General features: G+C 70.7%; 13 protein-coding genes and 1 pseudogene. 5 read left to right on the forward strand and 9 right to left on the reverse strand.

Annotation, left to right across the window (positions count from 1 at the left end; all coding sequences use genetic code 11):
• Positions 1 to 125 (reverse strand): annotated as a pseudogene (locus tag J1M40_RS09695) (allophanate hydrolase subunit 2 family protein); the annotation flags it as partial.
• 31 nt (positions 126 to 156) lie between these two features.
• Between J1M40_RS09695 and murJ the strand changes: the two are divergent.
• The 4 genes from murJ to trxA all read left to right on the forward strand — a co-directional run bounded on the left by murJ (position 157) and on the right by trxA (position 5,595).
• Positions 157 to 1,833: a murein biosynthesis integral membrane protein MurJ gene (gene murJ / locus J1M40_RS09700; RefSeq protein ID WP_241252205.1), complete on the forward strand. Its 1,677-nt coding sequence runs from the start codon at positions 157 to 159 to the stop codon at positions 1,831 to 1,833.
• A gap of 65 nt (positions 1,834 to 1,898) precedes the next feature.
• A complete protein-coding gene (locus J1M40_RS09705; RefSeq protein WP_101965675.1) occupies positions 1,899 to 4,025 on the forward strand; it encodes a hypothetical protein in 2,127 nt (708 codons plus the stop codon).
• 147 nt (positions 4,026 to 4,172) lie between these two features.
• Positions 4,173 to 5,174: a thioredoxin-disulfide reductase gene (gene trxB, locus J1M40_RS09710; protein ID WP_010079783.1), complete on the forward strand. Its 1,002-nt coding sequence runs from the start codon at positions 4,173 to 4,175 to the stop codon at positions 5,172 to 5,174.
• A gap of 31 nt (positions 5,175 to 5,205) precedes the next feature.
• Positions 5,206 to 5,595, forward strand: coding sequence for a thioredoxin (gene trxA / locus J1M40_RS09715; RefSeq protein ID WP_323662986.1), 390 nt, complete (start codon positions 5,206 to 5,208; stop codon positions 5,593 to 5,595).
• A gap of 117 nt (positions 5,596 to 5,712) precedes the next feature.
• Here the strand turns inward: trxA and J1M40_RS09720 are convergent, their stop codons facing one another.
• From J1M40_RS09720 to rpmH, 8 genes are all read right to left on the reverse strand, one after another.
• The gene (locus tag J1M40_RS09720; RefSeq protein WP_078025341.1) at positions 5,713 to 7,086 is read right to left on the reverse strand and encodes a ParB/RepB/Spo0J family partition protein; all 1,374 of its coding nucleotides are present in this window, start codon (positions 7,084 to 7,086) and stop codon (positions 5,713 to 5,715) included.
• Between the two features lie 2,518 nt (positions 7,087 to 9,604).
• Positions 9,605 to 10,552, reverse strand: a complete 948-nt coding sequence (locus tag J1M40_RS09725) for a ParA family protein (protein WP_101965674.1) — start codon at positions 10,550 to 10,552, stop codon at positions 9,605 to 9,607.
• 74 nt (positions 10,553 to 10,626) lie between these two features.
• The gene (gene rsmG, locus J1M40_RS09730) at positions 10,627 to 11,352 is read right to left on the reverse strand and encodes a 16S rRNA (guanine(527)-N(7))-methyltransferase RsmG (protein WP_080694941.1); all 726 of its coding nucleotides are present in this window, start codon (positions 11,350 to 11,352) and stop codon (positions 10,627 to 10,629) included.
• Positions 11,345 to 11,929, reverse strand: coding sequence for a R3H domain-containing nucleic acid-binding protein (locus J1M40_RS09735; RefSeq protein ID WP_101965673.1), 585 nt, complete (start codon positions 11,927 to 11,929; stop codon positions 11,345 to 11,347). Before J1M40_RS09735 ends, rsmG begins: the two co-directional genes overlap by 8 nt.
• A gap of 2 nt (positions 11,930 to 11,931) precedes the next feature.
• A complete protein-coding gene (gene yidC / locus J1M40_RS09740) occupies positions 11,932 to 12,930 on the reverse strand; it encodes a membrane protein insertase YidC (RefSeq protein ID WP_036337315.1) in 999 nt (332 codons plus the stop codon).
• 5 nt (positions 12,931 to 12,935) lie between these two features.
• A complete protein-coding gene (gene yidD, locus J1M40_RS09745) occupies positions 12,936 to 13,304 on the reverse strand; it encodes a membrane protein insertion efficiency factor YidD (protein WP_020628390.1) in 369 nt (122 codons plus the stop codon).
• Positions 13,305 to 13,703: a ribonuclease P protein component gene (gene rnpA, locus J1M40_RS09750; RefSeq protein ID WP_002856442.1), complete on the reverse strand. Its 399-nt coding sequence runs from the start codon at positions 13,701 to 13,703 to the stop codon at positions 13,305 to 13,307.
• Positions 13,704 to 13,731: 28 nt separating this feature from the next.
• Positions 13,732 to 13,869, reverse strand: coding sequence for a 50S ribosomal protein L34 (gene rpmH, locus J1M40_RS09755; protein ID WP_002856443.1), 138 nt, complete (start codon positions 13,867 to 13,869; stop codon positions 13,732 to 13,734).
• A gap of 342 nt (positions 13,870 to 14,211) precedes the next feature.
• Between rpmH and dnaA the strand changes: the two genes are divergently transcribed.
• The gene (dnaA, locus tag J1M40_RS09760) at positions 14,212 to 15,759 is read left to right on the forward strand and encodes a chromosomal replication initiator protein DnaA (protein WP_101965672.1); all 1,548 of its coding nucleotides are present in this window, start codon (positions 14,212 to 14,214) and stop codon (positions 15,757 to 15,759) included.
• The last annotated feature ends 682 nt before the right edge of the window (positions 15,760 to 16,441 follow it).

Consider the following 16,441-nt stretch of genomic DNA (forward strand, 5'->3'; position numbering starts at 1 on the left):
CGGACGCGGGCGCCCGGCGGCAGCTGGGCCGCCAGGCTGAGGTCCGCGCGGGCCACGACGCCGATCACCGGGTAGCCGCCGGTGACCGGATGGTCGGAGAGGAACAGGACGGGCTCCCCCGAGGGCGAGCGCCGCGCCGGCCGGTCCACCGCGATCATGGCCTCCGGCACGCTCCTCTCCCGCGTGCTGGGCCTCGTCCGTGCGACGCTGGTGACGGTGGCGATCGGCCTGTCCGCGGACATGGCCGACATCTTCGAGATCGCCAACTCCCTGCCGAACGTGATCTACCTGCTCCTGGTGGGCGGCGTGTTCAACGTCGTGCTCGTGCCGCAGCTGATCAAGCACGCCCGCGACGCCGACCGGGGCGCGGACTACACCTCCCGCCTGATGACGCTCGGCACGCTCGTGATGCTCGCCGGCACGGTGGTGGTCATGCTGGCGGCGGCCCCGCTCATGACGGCCCTGACCCGCGGCTGGTCGCCGGAGAAGCTCGAGATGGCCACCGTGTTCGCCCTGTGGTGTCTGCCCCAGGTGTTCTTCTACGGCATGTACGCGTTGGTGGGGCAGGTGCTCAACGCCAACGGGCGCTTCGGCGCCTACATGTGGGCGCCGGTGCTGAACAACGTCGTCGCGATCGGCGCGATCGTGCTGTACCTGGGCATGTTCGGGGCGTACCGGGCCGGGGACGACCTCGCCGGGTGGACGAGCGCACAGACGGTCGTGCTGGCCGGCGGCCACACCCTGGGCGTCGTGCTGCAGGCCGTGATCCTCTTCCTGCCGCTGCGCGGGCTCGGCCTGGGCCTGCGCCCGAGGTTCGGCTGGAAGGGCATCGGCCTGCGGGACACCGGCCGGATCGCCGGGTACACCCTGGTCACGATGGTCGCCACGAACGTGGTGCTCCTGCTGTGCCAGCGGTACGTCACCTCCGCCACGGAGGCCCGCGACCGCGGCGAGCTGCGCATCCCGGGCACGGAGACCTGGAGCGCCGAGATGGCGCAGGCGGCCATCCCCGGTGTGGCCGCGTACAACATGGCGATGCTGATGGCCGTGCTGCCCCATTCGGTGTTCGTGCTCTCCCTGGCCACCGTGCTCTTCAACCGGCTGGCCCGCGCCATGGGCCGCCAGGACATGTCCGCGGTGCGGCGCACGACGGCGCAGGGTCTGCGCGCGTTCACCGTGCCGCTGATGTTCTGCCTCGCCGGCGTGGTGGTCCTGGCGGGCCCCCTGGGCCGCGTCTTCGGCTCGACGGCCGAGACGGCGATGGTGGCCGGCGTCGCGGTGGGCTCGGTCCTGCTCGCGCTGGCGCTGTCCATCCCGTTCCGCTCGGGCTCCTTCTACCTGCTGCGCGTGTTCTACGCCGCCGAGGACGCCAAGGTGCCGATGGTGGTCCAGGTCAGCGGCTCGCTCCTGATGCTGCTGCTCTCGTGGGCGGGCGCGATGCTGCTGCCGCTGTGGTCCATGGCCCTGTGGGTCGCGGTCGCCTCGTCCGTCTCGTACGTGTACCAGTTCGTCCTGACCCATGTGCTCACCGTGCGCCGGTTCGGGGACTACGGCCTCGCATCCGTGCTGCGTGCCCACGTCCAGACCGGCCTGGCCGCGCTGGCCGCGGCGGCCGCGGGCGTCGTCGTCGTGTGGCTGCTGGGCGGGTACACCGGCGGGTTCGCGTGGAACTCCATCGGGACGGCGCTGCTCACGTGCGCGGTGGCCGCCGTGGCGATGGGTCCGGTGTACCTGATGGTGCTGCGGGCCATGCGGTTCCCCGAGCTGGACGACGCCCTCCGGCCGCTCGTCGCCCGCGTGCCGGCGCTGGGTCGTCTGCTGCGCGTCGGCTGATCTCTGGCCGCGACGGCCACGCCACGTATCATCGGATTCCGACCCCGTCGTCAGGAGAAGAGCCCGTGCCCCAGCCCATCGCCGTCGGCGCCGTCCTGGGCGGCCGCTATCGCATCACCCAGCACGTGGTGACGTCCGCGGACCAGGACATGGTGTTCCTGGGCACGGACCAGGTGCTCAACCGCCGCGTCACCGTGCTCGTGGCCTCACGTGAGAACGCCACGCAGGTGGCCTCGTCCGCGCGGGAGCTGGCCACGGGCGAGCGCACCGACGACGTGCAGGTGCTCGACCTGGGGCTGTCCGAGGGCCGCACGTACCTGATCGCCGGCGGGGACCCCGACCCGGACGTCCTGCTGGGTCTGGCGTACCCGCAGGAGCTGTACGTGGAGCCGTTCCAGACGGACAGCCTCGGCTCCGAGCTGTTCGGCGAGTCGCGGACCGGAGACCCCCACGCCTACGACGACGACGAGGCGTACTACACCGACCTCGACCGCCGGCTCCGCGCGGACGAGGACGAGGCCCAGCGTCGTCCCGGGTTCCTGAACCGCCTCTCCGAGCGCCTCGCCGAGCGGGTCCGTCCCTCCGACGGCACCGCGGCGAAGGCGGCCGCCGGGGCGTCGGCCCTGGCCGCGGCGGACGCCGCCACCCGGAAGCAGCAGGAGGAGCGCGAGCGGGCCGAGCGGGAGGCCGCCGAGCGGGCCGAGCGGGAGCGCAAGGAGGCCGAGGAGAGGGCCCGCGCCGAACGGGAGGCCGCGGAGCGGGCCGAGCGGGAGCGCAAGGAGGCCGCCGAGCGCGCAGAACGCGAGCGCCGGGAGGCGGAGGAGCGTGCCGAGGAGGAGCGCCGCGCCGAGGCCGAGCGCGCCCGTCGCCAGGCGGAGCAGGAGGCTGAGGATCGGGCCGCGCGCGAGCGAGAGGCCGAGCAGGCCCGGCTGGCCGCGGAGCGGGAGGAGGCCGAGCGCCGCGAGCTCGAGCGCCGGGCCGAGGCCCGCCGTCGTGCCGAGGAGGAGCGGGCCCGGGAGGCCGAGCGGCGCGAGGCTGAGAAGCGCGCGGCCCAGGAACGCGAGGCCGCGGAGCGCGAAGCTGAGAAGCGCGAGGCCCAGGCGGGCACCGCCGCACTCCCGGTTGTCGCGGCGGGGGCCGCCGCCGCGCAGACCACCGACGCCGATGCCGACGGGGCCACGCCGCCCGTCGAGCCCGTCGAGCCCGTCGAGCCCGTGGCGGCCGAGAAGACCGACGCGCCGGAGCCGGTCGCCCCGGACACCGAGGCGATCCCCGTGCGGCGCCAGCGCCCCGTCCCCCGCCGAGCGATCGTGGCCGAGTCCGCGCCGCCCGTCCACGAGGAGTCCCGCGGCACGGCCGCGCCGGTGGCTGCCGGGGCCGGGGCCGCAACGACGGCCGCCGGTGCGACGGCCGCCGCCGCGGCTCCGAATGCTGAAGCTGCCCCGGCCACCACCGGGGGCGACGACGGCGCCACGGTGGCCGACCCGGGCGACGGCAACGGCCGCACGCGCGGCGGCGGTCCGCTGGCCCTGCTCCTCGTGCTCGGCCTGCTGGCCGCACTCGTCGTGGGCGGGGTGCTGCTGGCCCAGAACCTGCGCGGCGGGCCGGCCCCGCAGGCCGCGGCCGCGTCGTCCGAGTCTGAGTCTGCGTCGTCCGAGTCCGCATCGGACACCCCGTCGCCGTCGGAGAGCACCAGCCCCTCCCCCACCCCGACCAGCGAGAGCGCCGCGGCCGCCCCGCAGCCCGTCCAGGCTCTGCGCTCGGTGCCGGACCTGCCGGAGCACGAGGCCGAGCACGACGCGGACCTGAGCAACCTCATCGACGGCGACCCCACCACCGTGTGGCGCACCTTCGCCTACGCACGGCCGAACTTCGGCGGCTATGTGGAGAGCATGAACCTCGTGGTCCAGCTCGAGGAGCGCACCGAGGTGAACGAGGTGACCCTGCAGAGCACGGGGGCCACCGGTGGCGCCTGGTTCGCCTACATCGCCGACTCCCCCGAGGGCGCGAACGCCAAGGAGATCGGCAACGGCACCTTCGACCAGGACACCGTCTCCATCCCCGTGCCCTTCGAGGGCGCCGAGGCCGAGGCCGAGTACGTGATCGTCAGCCTCACCTCGCTGCCCCAGCTGGAGGGCACGACGTCGGACCTCCCGTTCGGCCTGCGCCTCGGCGAGATCGCCGTCCGCTGACCCCGCGCCCAGGCGACGGCGCGCCGGACCTTCCGGCCGCCGTCGCCGGACGTCGCTGCACCGCGGCCCGACACCGCGGAATACCCGCCCGTGGCTCCGCCGTTGTCCTGGAGGAGCGTCCACCACCCCGATCCACTGGAGGAACCCGTGGCCCCCACCGCCCAGGACCAGAGCGTCCACAACGTCGTGATCGTCGGATCCGGCCCCGCCGGATACACCGCGGCGATCTACACCGCCCGCGCCGACCTCTCCCCCGTCCTCGTGGCCGGGGCGGTGACCGCGGGCGGCGAGCTGATGAACACCACCGAGGTGGAGAACTTTCCGGGCTTCCCGGAGGGTGTGCAGGGGCCCGAGCTGATGGCGAACCTCGAGGCCCAGGCCCGCCGGTTCAACACGGAGGTGGTCTACGACGACGTCGTGCAGGCCGACCTGACGTCGAACCCCAAGGTGCTCACGCTCGGCGACGGCACCCAGCTGCGCACCCACGCGGTCATCCTCACGACCGGCTCCGCCTACCGGAAGCTCGGCGTTCCCGGCGAGGAGCGCCTCTCCGGCCACGGCGTCAGCTGGTGCGCCACGTGCGACGGCTTCTTCTTCCGCGAGCAGGAGATCGCGGTCGTGGGCGGCGGCGACTCCGCCATGGAGGAGGCCCTGTTCCTCACGAAGTTCGCGTCCAAGGTGACCGTGCTGGTCCGCAAGGACGAGCTGCGCGCCTCCAAGGTGATGGCCCACCGCGCCATGGAGAACGAGAAGATCGAGTTCCGCTGGAACACCGAGGTCACGGAGGTGACCGGTGACGACAAGGTCAACACCCTCCGCCTGCGGGACACCCGCACCGGCGAGGCGTCCACGCTGGACGTGACCGGCCTGTTCGTGGCCATCGGCCAGGACCCGCGCACGGACCTGGTGCAGGGCCAGGTGGAGCTCACGGAGCACGGCACGATCCGCATCGACCATCCGTCCTCCCGGACCTCCCAGCCGGGCGTCTTCGCCGCCGGCGACGTCACGGACCACACCTACCGCCAGGCCGTCACCGCCGCCGGCTCGGGCTGCGTGGCCGCCCAGGACGTGGAGCACTACCTCGCGACCGTGGCCGATGTGGAGGAGGCCGCGCCGGCCGGCCCGGAGTCGGACGCGAACCCGGCATGAGCCACTGACTCATGACCCCTGACGGAGCGTCATGAATCATGTCGATAACACCCCTGTCCACCCTCGTCAGACACAGAACAAACCCCAGGAGGCTGCCATGAGCACCATCACCGTCACCGACGCCGACTTCGACCAGAAGGTCCTCCAGTCCGAGCTGCCCGTCCTCGTGGACTTCTGGGCCGAGTGGTGCGGCCCGTGCCGCATGCTCGGACCCGTCCTGGAGGACATGGCCGTGGAGCACGAGGGCAAGGCCGTGATCGCCAAGCTCAACGTGGACGAGAACCCGGCCATCGCCGCGCGTTACGGCGTCACCTCCATCCCGCTCGTCGTGGGCTTCCAGAACGGCGAGAAGGTCGCCGAGTCCGTGGGCGCCAAGCCCAAGGCCGCGCTGGAGAAGGAGTTCTCGGCCCTGCTCGGCTGAGCCCCTCCCCCACTCACCACGACGGCCCCGTCACCCCAGAGGGTGACGGGGCCGTCGTGCGTTGATCTTCAGGACCAGCGGCGGGTGCCCGTGGACGCCGTCCGCGGGAACTCCGGATCAGGACTTCTTGCCCTTCCCCTTGCCGTCCTGACCGCCCTGGATGAGGTCCATGATGCGGTTCAGGTCCTCCACGGTGGTGAAGTCGATGGCGATGCGGCCCTTGCGCGCGCCGAGGGTGATCTTCACGGCGGTGTCCAGGCGGCTGGTGAGCGCGGTGGCGTAGTGGTCCAGGCGCTCGTGGCGGGCGTCGTCCGTGCTGCGCCGCGGCGTGCGGCCCGGCCGGAGCCCGCCCTGCAGCTGCGCGACCGCCTCCTCCGTGGACCGGACGGACAAGCCCTCCGACTGGATCCGCTGCGCCAGACGCTCCATGTCCGACGGGTCCGTGAGACCGAGCAGCGCACGCGCATGGCCGGCCGAGAGCGTGCCGGCGGCCACGCGGCGCTGCACGAGGGGCGGCAGCTTGAGCAGCCGCAGCGTGTTGGAGATCTGCGGACGAGAGCGGCCGATGCGCTGGGACAGTTCCTCCTGCGTGCAGGCGAAGTCCTCCATGAGCTGCTGGTAGGCGGCGGCCTCTTCGAGCGGGTTCAGCTGGGAGCGGTGCAGGTTCTCCAGCAGAGCATCCCGCAGGAGGTCCTGGTCCGGGGTCTGGCGGACGATCGCCGGGATGGTGTCCAGGCCGGCCTTCTGGGTGGCGCGCCACCGGCGCTCTCCCATGATCAGCTCATGGGGGGTGGGGCCGTCCACCTCGCGCACGACGATCGGCTGCAGGATGCCGACCTCGCGGATCGAGGTGACCAGTTCCGCCATGTGGTCCTCGTCGAACACCTCACGCGGCTGCCGCGGGTTGGGGTGGATGTCCCCCACCGGGATCTCCCGCAGGACCGCGATGTCCGCGGACACGGTCCCCTCGGTCGCGGCGGACTCAACGCTCGAGTCCCCCGGTTCCTTCCTCGACGACGTCGCGGAGGTGGCACGCTTGCTGGGCGCCTTCACCGTCGGCATGGCCGGACGCCCCTTGGTCGGCCGCGCCGCGGGTGCATCCTCGGACTCTGCGGAGAAGAACACGTCGACGGGACGCTGCGCGGGTCGCGAGGCACGCTTCGACGAGGTGGGCCCTGCCTTCGTGGCGGACGTGGCGTTCCTGCCAGTCGCAGCCGTTGATTTCCCGGCCTGTGTCGTTCGGCCCGCGGTCTTCCGCTGCGAGGCCGACGGGGCGGGCTCGTTGGACCCCCCTGGCGTCTCGGTCGTCGCGGTGCTCCGCGTCGATGTCGTGGTGGCCTCCGCTGCCGCGGCAGCCTTCGGGCCGCTCTTCACCGGCACCGCAGAGTCCTTCGGGGAGGTGGCCTCGGCGTTCTCTTCCGGGGCTTCTACAGTGCTCTGGATCAGGGCGCCGAGGCCTCGCCCCAGGCCTCCTCGACGGCTCGTCTTCAACGGGTCCTCCTGCAGTGAGTGGGTCTGGGATCAGTGTAGGTGAGCGGCCTGGTCTCGATGGTCCCGGGCGGCGGGAAGACACTTCTCAAGGTGCTCTGGCCCTGACCGCCGGGGGGCGCGCGAGGGCCTGACACGTGCAAGGGGCGCGGCGAGGTTCGGGCCTCGGTTCTGGGGTGAGACGTCCGTATTGGGCCCGGACGGCAGGATGTGGGCGCGCGGACAGCACCTGCCGCGAGCGTGAGTGTTTCACGTGGAACACTCATAGTGGGGGCGCTTCGGAAGGGTGCCGCTGCAATCCTCAAGACCTCCTCGTGTTCCCTCTCGAAGTTCACTCGTTTCACATGAAACGCGAGCCCGCGTCGACGAGCGGACGGTATCAGAATCACGGCTGTCAGTTTGTTGTTCGTGTTCTCCCCGGCCGATCAGCCCTCCGTGCGGACGGTACTCAGATCGCTGGCTACCCGCATGATGTATGTGCTTCATCGGACGCGCAATGGCGGACCAGCAGCGAAGCACTCGTGCCACTTCCCCGCGGTGTGATGTGAACACTCGAATCGCCGAACGGATGAGCTCGGCCTACTCGTCGCTTCGCCGTCAGTGCTTCCTTACACCCGCGCAGCTCACGAATTGAACGCTGCCTCACCATCCGCGTTTCACGTGAAACACGGACGAGTCTGTCATCCAAGTACGACATGAGTTCGGGTAACCCACGTGCTCGCTCACCCGCGAGTCAGTGCCACATTACTGCGCCATTCTCGGTCAGCTCGCTCCCGGCACGGATCGTGTGCTCCCTGGATCGCCTGGGATTGTGACCTCGCGGCACGGCGCTTTCACCCGAAGCTCATTTCACGTGAAACGTATCGTTCGAAGATTCGACCATGCACTCGTGCCACGGAAGTCCGCCCACGAGCGGGTTGCATTCAGATACTGGCGTCCATAGGAGGCGTGAGATGCGTTCGAGGTTCAGACTCCTCGCGCTGCTGACGTCGTGACCCGGGCGCGTCGAGCGCCGGACGTCGGTCGTTCGGTTTCACGTGAAACGTGGCGGCGTACTGGGCACGAACGCCGGGTCGCGGGTCCCATGTCGCGCAGCTTGCACCGACTTGTGCCGTTGACCGTACTGTTCGATGTAGTCGCTGCCGTCAGCAGCGGCCGTACAGACATATGGCAGGCCGTTCCGCCCGACAGACCGGGCCCATTCCTCCCGTCTGCCCATTTTGCCCATTAAGTTTCACGTCCGACTCGTGTGGAACCGGGTCTTCACCCGTCCGTCCGCACGCGGCTCCCTCCGGGGATCGACGCTAGATCTACGCGCGAGCATCGTGTTTTACGTGAAACCCCCGGCCACCACCTGAGTGATCGACGTCCTGCTTCCACGTCGTTTGCAGGGGTCAGAACCGTGTGGCCTGAGCGTCCCGCACTGAGCTGATGCGGGTTTCCCGGGGGAGGGGACCCAGGCTGACTCAGCATTCCCCTGCCGACCCCGTACCTAGCCGTCGGGCCGCGCTGGGGATTCGCCAGACCAACCAGCGCCATGGTGGCACCCACGGCCACCTACCCACGGCGTCCCCTTGTCCACAGATCTTGTCCACATATCAACATCGACGATAGCCGCTAACCACTGCTGACTCCGCAAAGTGCCAGCTCACATGCTTGTCTTTGTATACATTGGGGGCGTGCGGCCGCCCCTCTTCGCCGGACTCTCTCCTACTCCGTACACAGGAATGCACAGTAGAACTGTCCTTCTGGCGCCGCCGTTCGGCCCCTCCAACTCAGACGAATCACAGCAGCCCACCATCGCCGCTGACGTCTGCTCTCGCACACGCTGACGGCAGACCGGCCGCGTGCCTCGCGGCGACACCACGGCCCGTGCTCCGCTCTGGCCCCGATTCCCTGCACGTCACCGACGGCGAGGAGGTCTGACCGTGGGGGAGAGGGGGCACCCAGTCACAGCACCCGGCCTGCTCGCTGGCTGCATCCTCGAGGCTGCAGCGCACCCGGGTGAAGGAGGAGGGACGGATTATACCCTGCACGGCCGCGCCCGGCGGCCAGGACGTTCCCCACGCGTCGCGCAGCCCTCGCGGAGCACTTCAACGCAGCGTGCACCGCCGGCCCCCACACAGCCGCCGTCTCCGCCCCGCCGCCATGCCGTTCACCCCGTGAGTTCGTGCGTCGCCGCCCGCGGCTGCACCCAGGCCTCGCGACAGGTGCGCCTGGCCGGCGGCGGAGGCGCCGGCCCAGCGGAAGAGAGGGGAGCGGGACAGATGGGAGCGGTCCACCACGGGCACCCCTCCCCATCGTCCCGCCGCGGCGGCACCACGCTCGCACCCTCAGAGAAGGTCGTTTCACGTGAAACACGAACTTCCGATATGCCCAGCGTTTCCGCTTGTCTTTTCACCCCCCATCTTCCGGGCCACGCTCACTCACGACGAAGCCCGCCGGGGGATCGCTCCCTCCGGCGGGCTTCGTCGTCGTCAGCAGCGCCATTTGGCGACCGCAACAGCGGGTCGCCTGGGCGTCAGCTCTTCAGGGCCGTCGGCGCACCGCGGCCGGCGATCTCCGCGGCCGCCTCCCGGTACGCCACGGCGCCGGCCGAGGCCGGGTCGTAGGTCAGCACCGTCTGCTGATAGCTGGGGGCCTCGGAGATGCGGACGTTGCGGGGGATCGCGGTGTTCAGCAGCTGCTCCGGGAAGTGCGTCCGGACCTCCTCCGCCACCTGCACGGCGAGGTTGGTCCGCGCGTCGAACATCGTCAGCAGGATGGTGCTCACCTGGAGACGCGGGTTCAGGTGCTTCTGGATCATCTGCACGTTCTTGAGCAGCTGGGAGAGGCCCTCGAGGGCGTAGTACTCGGCCTGGATCGGGATGAGCACCTCCTCGGCCGCCACGAACGCGTTGACCGTCAACAGTCCCAGGGACGGCGGGCAGTCGATGAACACGTAGTCCAGCCGCTCCTGGCCGTCCTGCTCGCGCCAGGCGGTGTACGCCTCGAGCGCCCGAGACAGTCGCTGTTCGCGGGCCACCAGCGAGACCAGCTCGATCTCGGCACCGGCCAGGTCGATCGTCGCGGGCACCACCTGCAGGCCGTCCACGTCCGGGGCGTCCTGCACGACGTCCTGGATCTCCATCTCGCCCAGGAGCACGTCGTACACGGAGGCGACGTCTCCGGTGTGGGGGATGTTCAGCGCGGTGGACGCATTGCCCTGCGGGTCGATGTCCACCACCATCACCCGCATGCCCGCGCGGGCGAGGGCCGCGGCCAGGTTGACCGTCGTCGTCGTCTTGCCGACGCCGCCCTTCTGGTTGGACGTCGTGAACACGCGGGTGCGGTCGGGGCGCGTCAGACGGCGACGCTGGAGCCGCGCGGGCTCCTCGGCGTCGGCGCCGCCCTTCTCGGCGGTCCGGCCGGTCCACTTCTGGCGCAGGGCCCTCCAGGCCCCACCCCGGCTCTCCTGCTCCTGCGCCATGCGGCTCTACCTCCTGGGTCGCGGGTGTGCGGATCTGCTGCCGCCCGGCCCGTCCCGTCCCGGTGGGGGAGGGGTCAGCGGGGACGCGCGCTGACGCGCACGACGGTGGTGGTCTCGGGCAGCAGGCCCTCGCCCACCGTGAGGATCTCGGGCTCGGCACCACCATACTTGCGCAGGACCTTGCGGGCGGCGGCGATCTCGTCGGCCGCGGAGCGGCCCTTGATGGCCAGCAGCTCCCCGGCGCCCTGCAGCATCGGCATGGTCAGCGGCACGAGGGTCTTCAGCGCGGACACGGCGCGGGCGGTCACGACGTCGACGTCGAGGTTCCCGGAGACCTGCTCGGCGCGGCCGCGGATCACGTCCACGTTCTCCAGGCCGAGGTCGGCGACCACCATGTCCAGCCACTCCACGCGCCGCTCGAGCGGCTCGATGAGCAGGAACTGGCAGTCGGGGCGCGCGAGCGCGAGGCACAGGCCGGGCAGGCCCGCGCCGGAGCCGACGTCGGCCACGAGCGCGCCCTGCGGGAGGAGCTCCTCGACCACGGCGCAGTTCAGGACGTGGCGCTCCCAGAGACGGGGCGCCTCGCGCGGGCCGATCAGGCCCCACTCGATGCCGGTGTCCGCCAGGTGGGCCACGTACGCCTCGGCACGGGGGAGGCCCTCGCCGAACAGCTCGACGGCGGCCGGACGCAGCGCATCGGTCAGCGGCGGTGCCGGCTGCCCCACGGGCGCGGGGCGCTCGCCCCGGTCCTGAGGATCCAACCCGGGGCGCCGCTCGTAGGCCGAGCCCCGCTCAGTCATCGGCGGAGATGACCACGTGCCGGCGGGCGCCCTCGCCCTCCGACTCGGAGGTCAGGCCGGCGTCCGCGACGACGTCGTGGACGATCTTGCGCTCGTACGCGCCCATGGACTCGAGGTGCACGGGGCCCTCGCCGGCGCGGACGCGCTCGACGGCCGCCTGGGCGGCGGTGCGCAGGGCGACGTTGCGGCGCTCCCGGTGCCCGCAGACGTCCAGGATCAGCCGGGAGCGGTGCCCCGTGGCGGCGAGCACGGCCAGCCGGACGAGCTCCTGCAGGGCCTCCAGGGTGCGGCCGTCGGGGCCGACGAGGCCGTCCAGGCGCTCGTCGTGGTCCTCGGAGACGACGGACACGTACGTGCGCCCGTCGCGGACCTCGATGTCGATGTCCCCGTCCAGGTCCGCGATGTCGAGCAGCTCCTCGACGTAGTCCGCGGCGACGTCGCCCTCCTCCTCGAGGCGGCGCACCGCCTCCGAGACGGCGGCACCGTCCTGCTCCTCGACGCGGGAGCCCTGGCCCGCGGGGGTCTCGACGACGGCGTCCTCGGCCTCGGGGGCCGGGGTCACGTTCTCGGCGGACATGCTCACTTCCTCCTGCGGTTCTTGCGCTGGGGCTGGAGGCGCTGACCCGACTCGCGGACGACCTCACCGTTCAGCACGGCGCCGCCGCGGCCCGCCTGGGTGTGCGCGGATGAGGGCGTGGCCTCGGCGTTCGAGACCTTCTGGCCCACGGGGGGCAGGCCCTTGGCGGCGCGGCGCTCGTTGAGCTCCTTCTCGGCGAGGGAGCCCGGGGTCGGGTTGTTGCGGATGATCCACCACTGCTGGCCGACGGCCCAGAAGTTGGAGTAGGTCCAGTACAGGAGCACGCCGATCGGGAAGTTGATGCCGCCGATGCCGAAGATCAGGGGCATGGCGTAGAGCATGATCTGCTGCGTCTGCATCATGGGCCCGGAGAGGGCCTGCTGCGTCATGTTCTTCGTCATGAGCATCTTCTGCATGAAGAACATCGAGCCCGACATGAGCAGGATCAGCACGATCGCCGTGACGATCACGGGCCCGCTGCCCGGCGCGCCGAGCGAGTTCATGAAGGTGTCCGACATGCGGGCGCCGAAGATCGTGGAGCCCTCGAAGGAGCGGATCTGGTCCGCGGACAGGGCGTCCATGGCCTCGCCGCGCTCGGCCGCGCCGCGGGCGCCGATCAACACCTGGTACAGCGCGAAGAAGAACGGCATCTGGATCAGCAGCGGCAGGCAGGCGGCGAACGGGTTCGCCTTGTGCTCCTTCATGAGCGCCTGCTGCTCCATGGCCATGGCCTGGCGGGAGAGCTGGTCCTTCTTGCCCTTGTACTTGGCCTGCAGCTTCTGCAGCTCGGGCTGGATGGCCTGCATGGCGCGCTGGGCCTTGATCTGCTTGACGAACAGCGGGATCAGCAGGGTGCGGATGAGCACCACCAGCAGGAGGATGGACAGGGCCCACGTCCAGCCGGAGTCCGCGGGCAGGCCCGCAAACTCCAGGATGCTGTGGAACGCCCCGAGCAGCCAGGACATCAGCCAGCGGAACGGGGAGAGGATGGCTTCGAACATGGGGGTCAATCCTCCTGCGGGAGATCAGGTGGGATGGGAGGGTGGTTCAGGGTGAGGATGCGCGGCTGCCGGCCCGGCGGCCAGCGCCGGTGCCCGGGCGGGACCGGGTCCACGCCGCCGTCGTTCCAGGGATGGCACCGGCCGATGCGCCGCGCGGCGAGCCACGACCCCTTCACCGCGCCGTGCACGTGCACGGCCTCCAGCCCGTAGGCGGAGCAGCTGGGGAAGAACCGGCACACGGGTCCGTACAGCGGGGAGACCACGGCCCGATAGACCGTGAGCAGGCCGGCCAGCAGGGCGGACGGCAGCGCGCGCAACGGTCCCCACTCACGGGAGGGCTCGAGCACGACGAAGGGCGAGGGGGTGACGGTCATCTACGCGTGCTCCGAGGCGGCGGGCAGATGCGGCTTCAGGGCCTTGCCGAGCGCGCCGACGGTCTCGCGGCGCAGCAGCGCGTAGTCCGCCTCGGCGGCGGCCGGCAGCGCGCGAACCTGCACCAGAACCGGCAGGTCGCGCAGCGGAGGCAGGCGCATCTGATCCGCGACGACGGCGCGCAGCCGCCGCTTCACCCGGTTGCGGGTCACCGCGTTCCCCACGGCCTTGGACACGACGAACCCGGCCCGCGGCCGAGGGGCGCTCGGCGACGTGGACCGGGTCTGGTCGGGGTCCGTGGCGACGCTCACCACGACGGTGCGCCGACCCGCGCGGGTGCCGGTGCGACCGAGGTGACGGAACTCCGCGGGCGTGCGGACGCGACGGTCACGGGGCAGCACGGGGCGCGCCGTCCCTGGACCGAGGTCCTCAGGCGGACAGCTCGGCGCGGTTCTTGCCGCGGCGAGCGGACAGGATGGCGCGGCCGGCGCGGGTGCGCATGCGGGCACGGAAGCCGTGCTTGCGGGCACGACGGCGGTTGTTGGGCTGGAACGTGCGCTTGGTCACTGTGATCTCTCCACGACGTGTTGTGTGCCTTCGACCGTCGACCTGAGCAGGTGGACCAGGGGGAAGGACCGGTGAGGCTCTGACATGAAATCCCCGGCGGGCACGATCAACCGACACCCGGGGGACCAGACGACTCTAGTGGCCGGGGTACGCAGGGGTCAAACGGGTGCGCGCGGATCCCGGACGCCCGTGGGCGCCCGGGACGGTCGTCCACAGGATGATAGGGGTTGTCCACCGTCTGTGCACAACCCTGTGGACAACCGTTAGACTCCGAGCACCGTCGTCCGTCTCGCGCAGCCGCCCCCGTCCTCGGGGACGTCTGTCCCAGGAAAGGAAGCCTCCGTGGTGGCAGACCAGGCCGTGCTCAGCTCGTGGCGCTCCGTCCTGGGCTCCCTCGAGGACGACGCGCGGGTCAGCGCCCGCCTCATGGGCTTCGTCTACCTGGCCCAGCCGCAGGGCCTCATCGGCAACACGCTCCTGCTGGCCGTGCCGAACGAGACCACCCGCGAGACCCTCCAGGGCACCCAGGTGGCCGACGCCCTCACGGACGCCCTGACCCAGGAGTTCCGCGAGGAGATCCTGCTGGCCATCTCGATCGATGCGAACCTGCAGCCGCCGCGGACCCCCTCCTCCGAGGCCCGCCGCTCCTCCCTCGCCGGCGGGCCGTCCGACGCCGCGGCGCCGGACGTCGAGCTGCCCCCGGCCGCGACCGCCGCCACCTCCCGCCGCGCCGTCGCCGAGGAGCTGCCGGGCTTCCGCATCGAGCCGCCGGCCGACGTCGTGCCCGCCGCGACCGCGGCCCCGAGCGGGAACGGCAAGCCGACCCCCGCACCGCCGTCGACGTCCGCGGAGACCAGCCGCCTCAACGACCGCTACCACTTCGAGACGTTCGTGATCGGCTCGTCCAACCGGTTCGCGCACGCCGCCGCGAACGCTGTGGCCGAGGCGCCGGCGAAGGCGTACAACCCGCTGTTCATCTACGGCGAGTCCGGCCTGGGCAAGACGCACCTGCTGCACGCGATCGGGCACTACGCCCGCCGCCTCTACCCGGGCCTGCGGGTGCGGTACGTGAACTCGGAGGAGTTCACCAACGACTTCATCAACTCCATCCGCCACGACGAGGGCGCCTCGTTCAAGCAGGTCTACCGCAACGTGGACATCCTGCTGATCGACGACATCCAGTTCCTGGCGGACAAGGAGGCGACGGTCGAGGAGTTCTTCCACACCTTCAACACGCTCTACAACAACAACAAGCAGGTGGTCATCACCTCGGACCTGCCGCCCAAGCAGCTCTCCGGGTTCGAGGACCGGCTGCGCTCCCGCTTCGAGTGGGGGCTGATCACGGACATCCAGCCGCCGGACCTCGAGACGCGCATCGCGATCCTCCGGAAGAAGGCGGAGGCCGAGGGGCTCGTGGCCCCGCCGGAGGCGCTGGAGTACATCGCCTCGCGCATCTCCACGAACATCCGCGAGCTCGAGGGCGCGCTGATCCGCGTGACCGCGTTCGCCTCACTCAACCGGCAGACCGTGGACATCGAGCTGGCCGAGCATGTGCTCAAGGACCTGATCACGGACGAGACGGCGCACGAGATCACCCCGGAGCTGATCCTGCACGCCACGGGGGAGTACTTCAATCTCACCCTCGAGGAGCTGACCAGCAAGTCCCGCACCCGCACGCTGGTGACGGCGCGGCAGATCGCCATGTACCTGCTGCGCGAGCTGACCGAGATGTCCCTGCCCAAGATCGGTCAGGTCCTGGGCGGCCGCGACCACACCACCGTCATCCACGCGGACCGCAAGATCCGCGAGCTGATGGCCGAGCGGCGGACGATCTACAACCAGGTCACCGAGCTCACCAACGAGATCAAGCGGAAACAGCGCGGCGCCTGAGCCACCCGCCGTCCCACCCTCGAGTCCCGGTTCGAACATTCGACCGGGACTCGAGCCTTCGTCCACATTGTCCACCGGTGTGGACAACTCTGTGGAGAACCCCCGGTGCTGTGGACAACCTCCGCCCCTGTGGATGGCGGAATCAGGCCGCTCACGCCGCGTCCACACCCCTGGGGACGGCGACGGTGCACAGGCTGGTGAATCACACGGATGTCATTCGATGGTCCACATGTATCCACAGATCTCCACAGCCGAAAACCGCATGATCTCGCGGTTTTCGACGGGTGTGGACGCGTCCTGTGGACAGGAATGTGGACAACTGGGGGGTGGATCCGGGGATGAGTCTGGACAACTCCGGTCGAACCTGTGCAGAGCGGGGGAAGGACCCCCGGGGCTCGTCCACACCGGATGCACACCCCGAACGAGCGGGTGTCCACACGGTTCCCCCAACCGGATCCGCATGCTGACGCGGCAGAACGGCGTTCTCCACAGGATCCACACCCGCTACCACTACTTCTGATCCCCCTTCAGAGATTCCGCCAAGCAACATCATCTCCGCCACCACACACCGAGCTGAGCGCCTCGAGAGCCCGGGCTGCGCCCGTGCGGTCGGAATCCTTGGAATCACACGCTTGTCATTCGCTTCCGACCTGACACCCGCCGCGCGGACCGCCTATGCTGA

Source organism: Micrococcus sp. KRD026 (assembly GCF_017168445.1).
Classification (GTDB): domain Bacteria; phylum Actinomycetota; class Actinomycetes; order Actinomycetales; family Micrococcaceae; genus Micrococcus; species Micrococcus luteus.

What these genes read in the sequence shown, in the direction of transcription:
- trxA (WP_323662986.1), top strand. Translation starts at nt 5,206, where the DNA reads ATGAATCATGTCGATAACACCCCTGTCCACCCTCGTCAGACACAGAAC.
- yidD (WP_020628390.1), bottom strand. Translation starts at nt 13,304, where the DNA reads ATGACCGTCACCCCCTCGCCCTTCGTCGTGCTCGAGCCCTCCCGTGAG.
- J1M40_RS09725 (WP_101965674.1), bottom strand. Translation starts at nt 10,552, where the DNA reads ATGGCGCAGGAGCAGGAGAGCCGGGGTGGGGCCTGGAGGGCCCTGCGC.
- yidC (WP_036337315.1), bottom strand. Translation starts at nt 12,930, where the DNA reads ATGTTCGAAGCCATCCTCTCCCCGTTCCGCTGGCTGATGTCCTGGCTG.
- J1M40_RS09735 (WP_101965673.1), bottom strand. Translation starts at nt 11,929, where the DNA reads ATGTCCGCCGAGAACGTGACCCCGGCCCCCGAGGCCGAGGACGCCGTC.
- rsmG (WP_080694941.1), bottom strand. Translation starts at nt 11,352, where the DNA reads ATGACTGAGCGGGGCTCGGCCTACGAGCGGCGCCCCGGGTTGGATCCT.
- murJ (WP_241252205.1), top strand. Translation starts at nt 157, where the DNA reads ATGGCCTCCGGCACGCTCCTCTCCCGCGTGCTGGGCCTCGTCCGTGCG.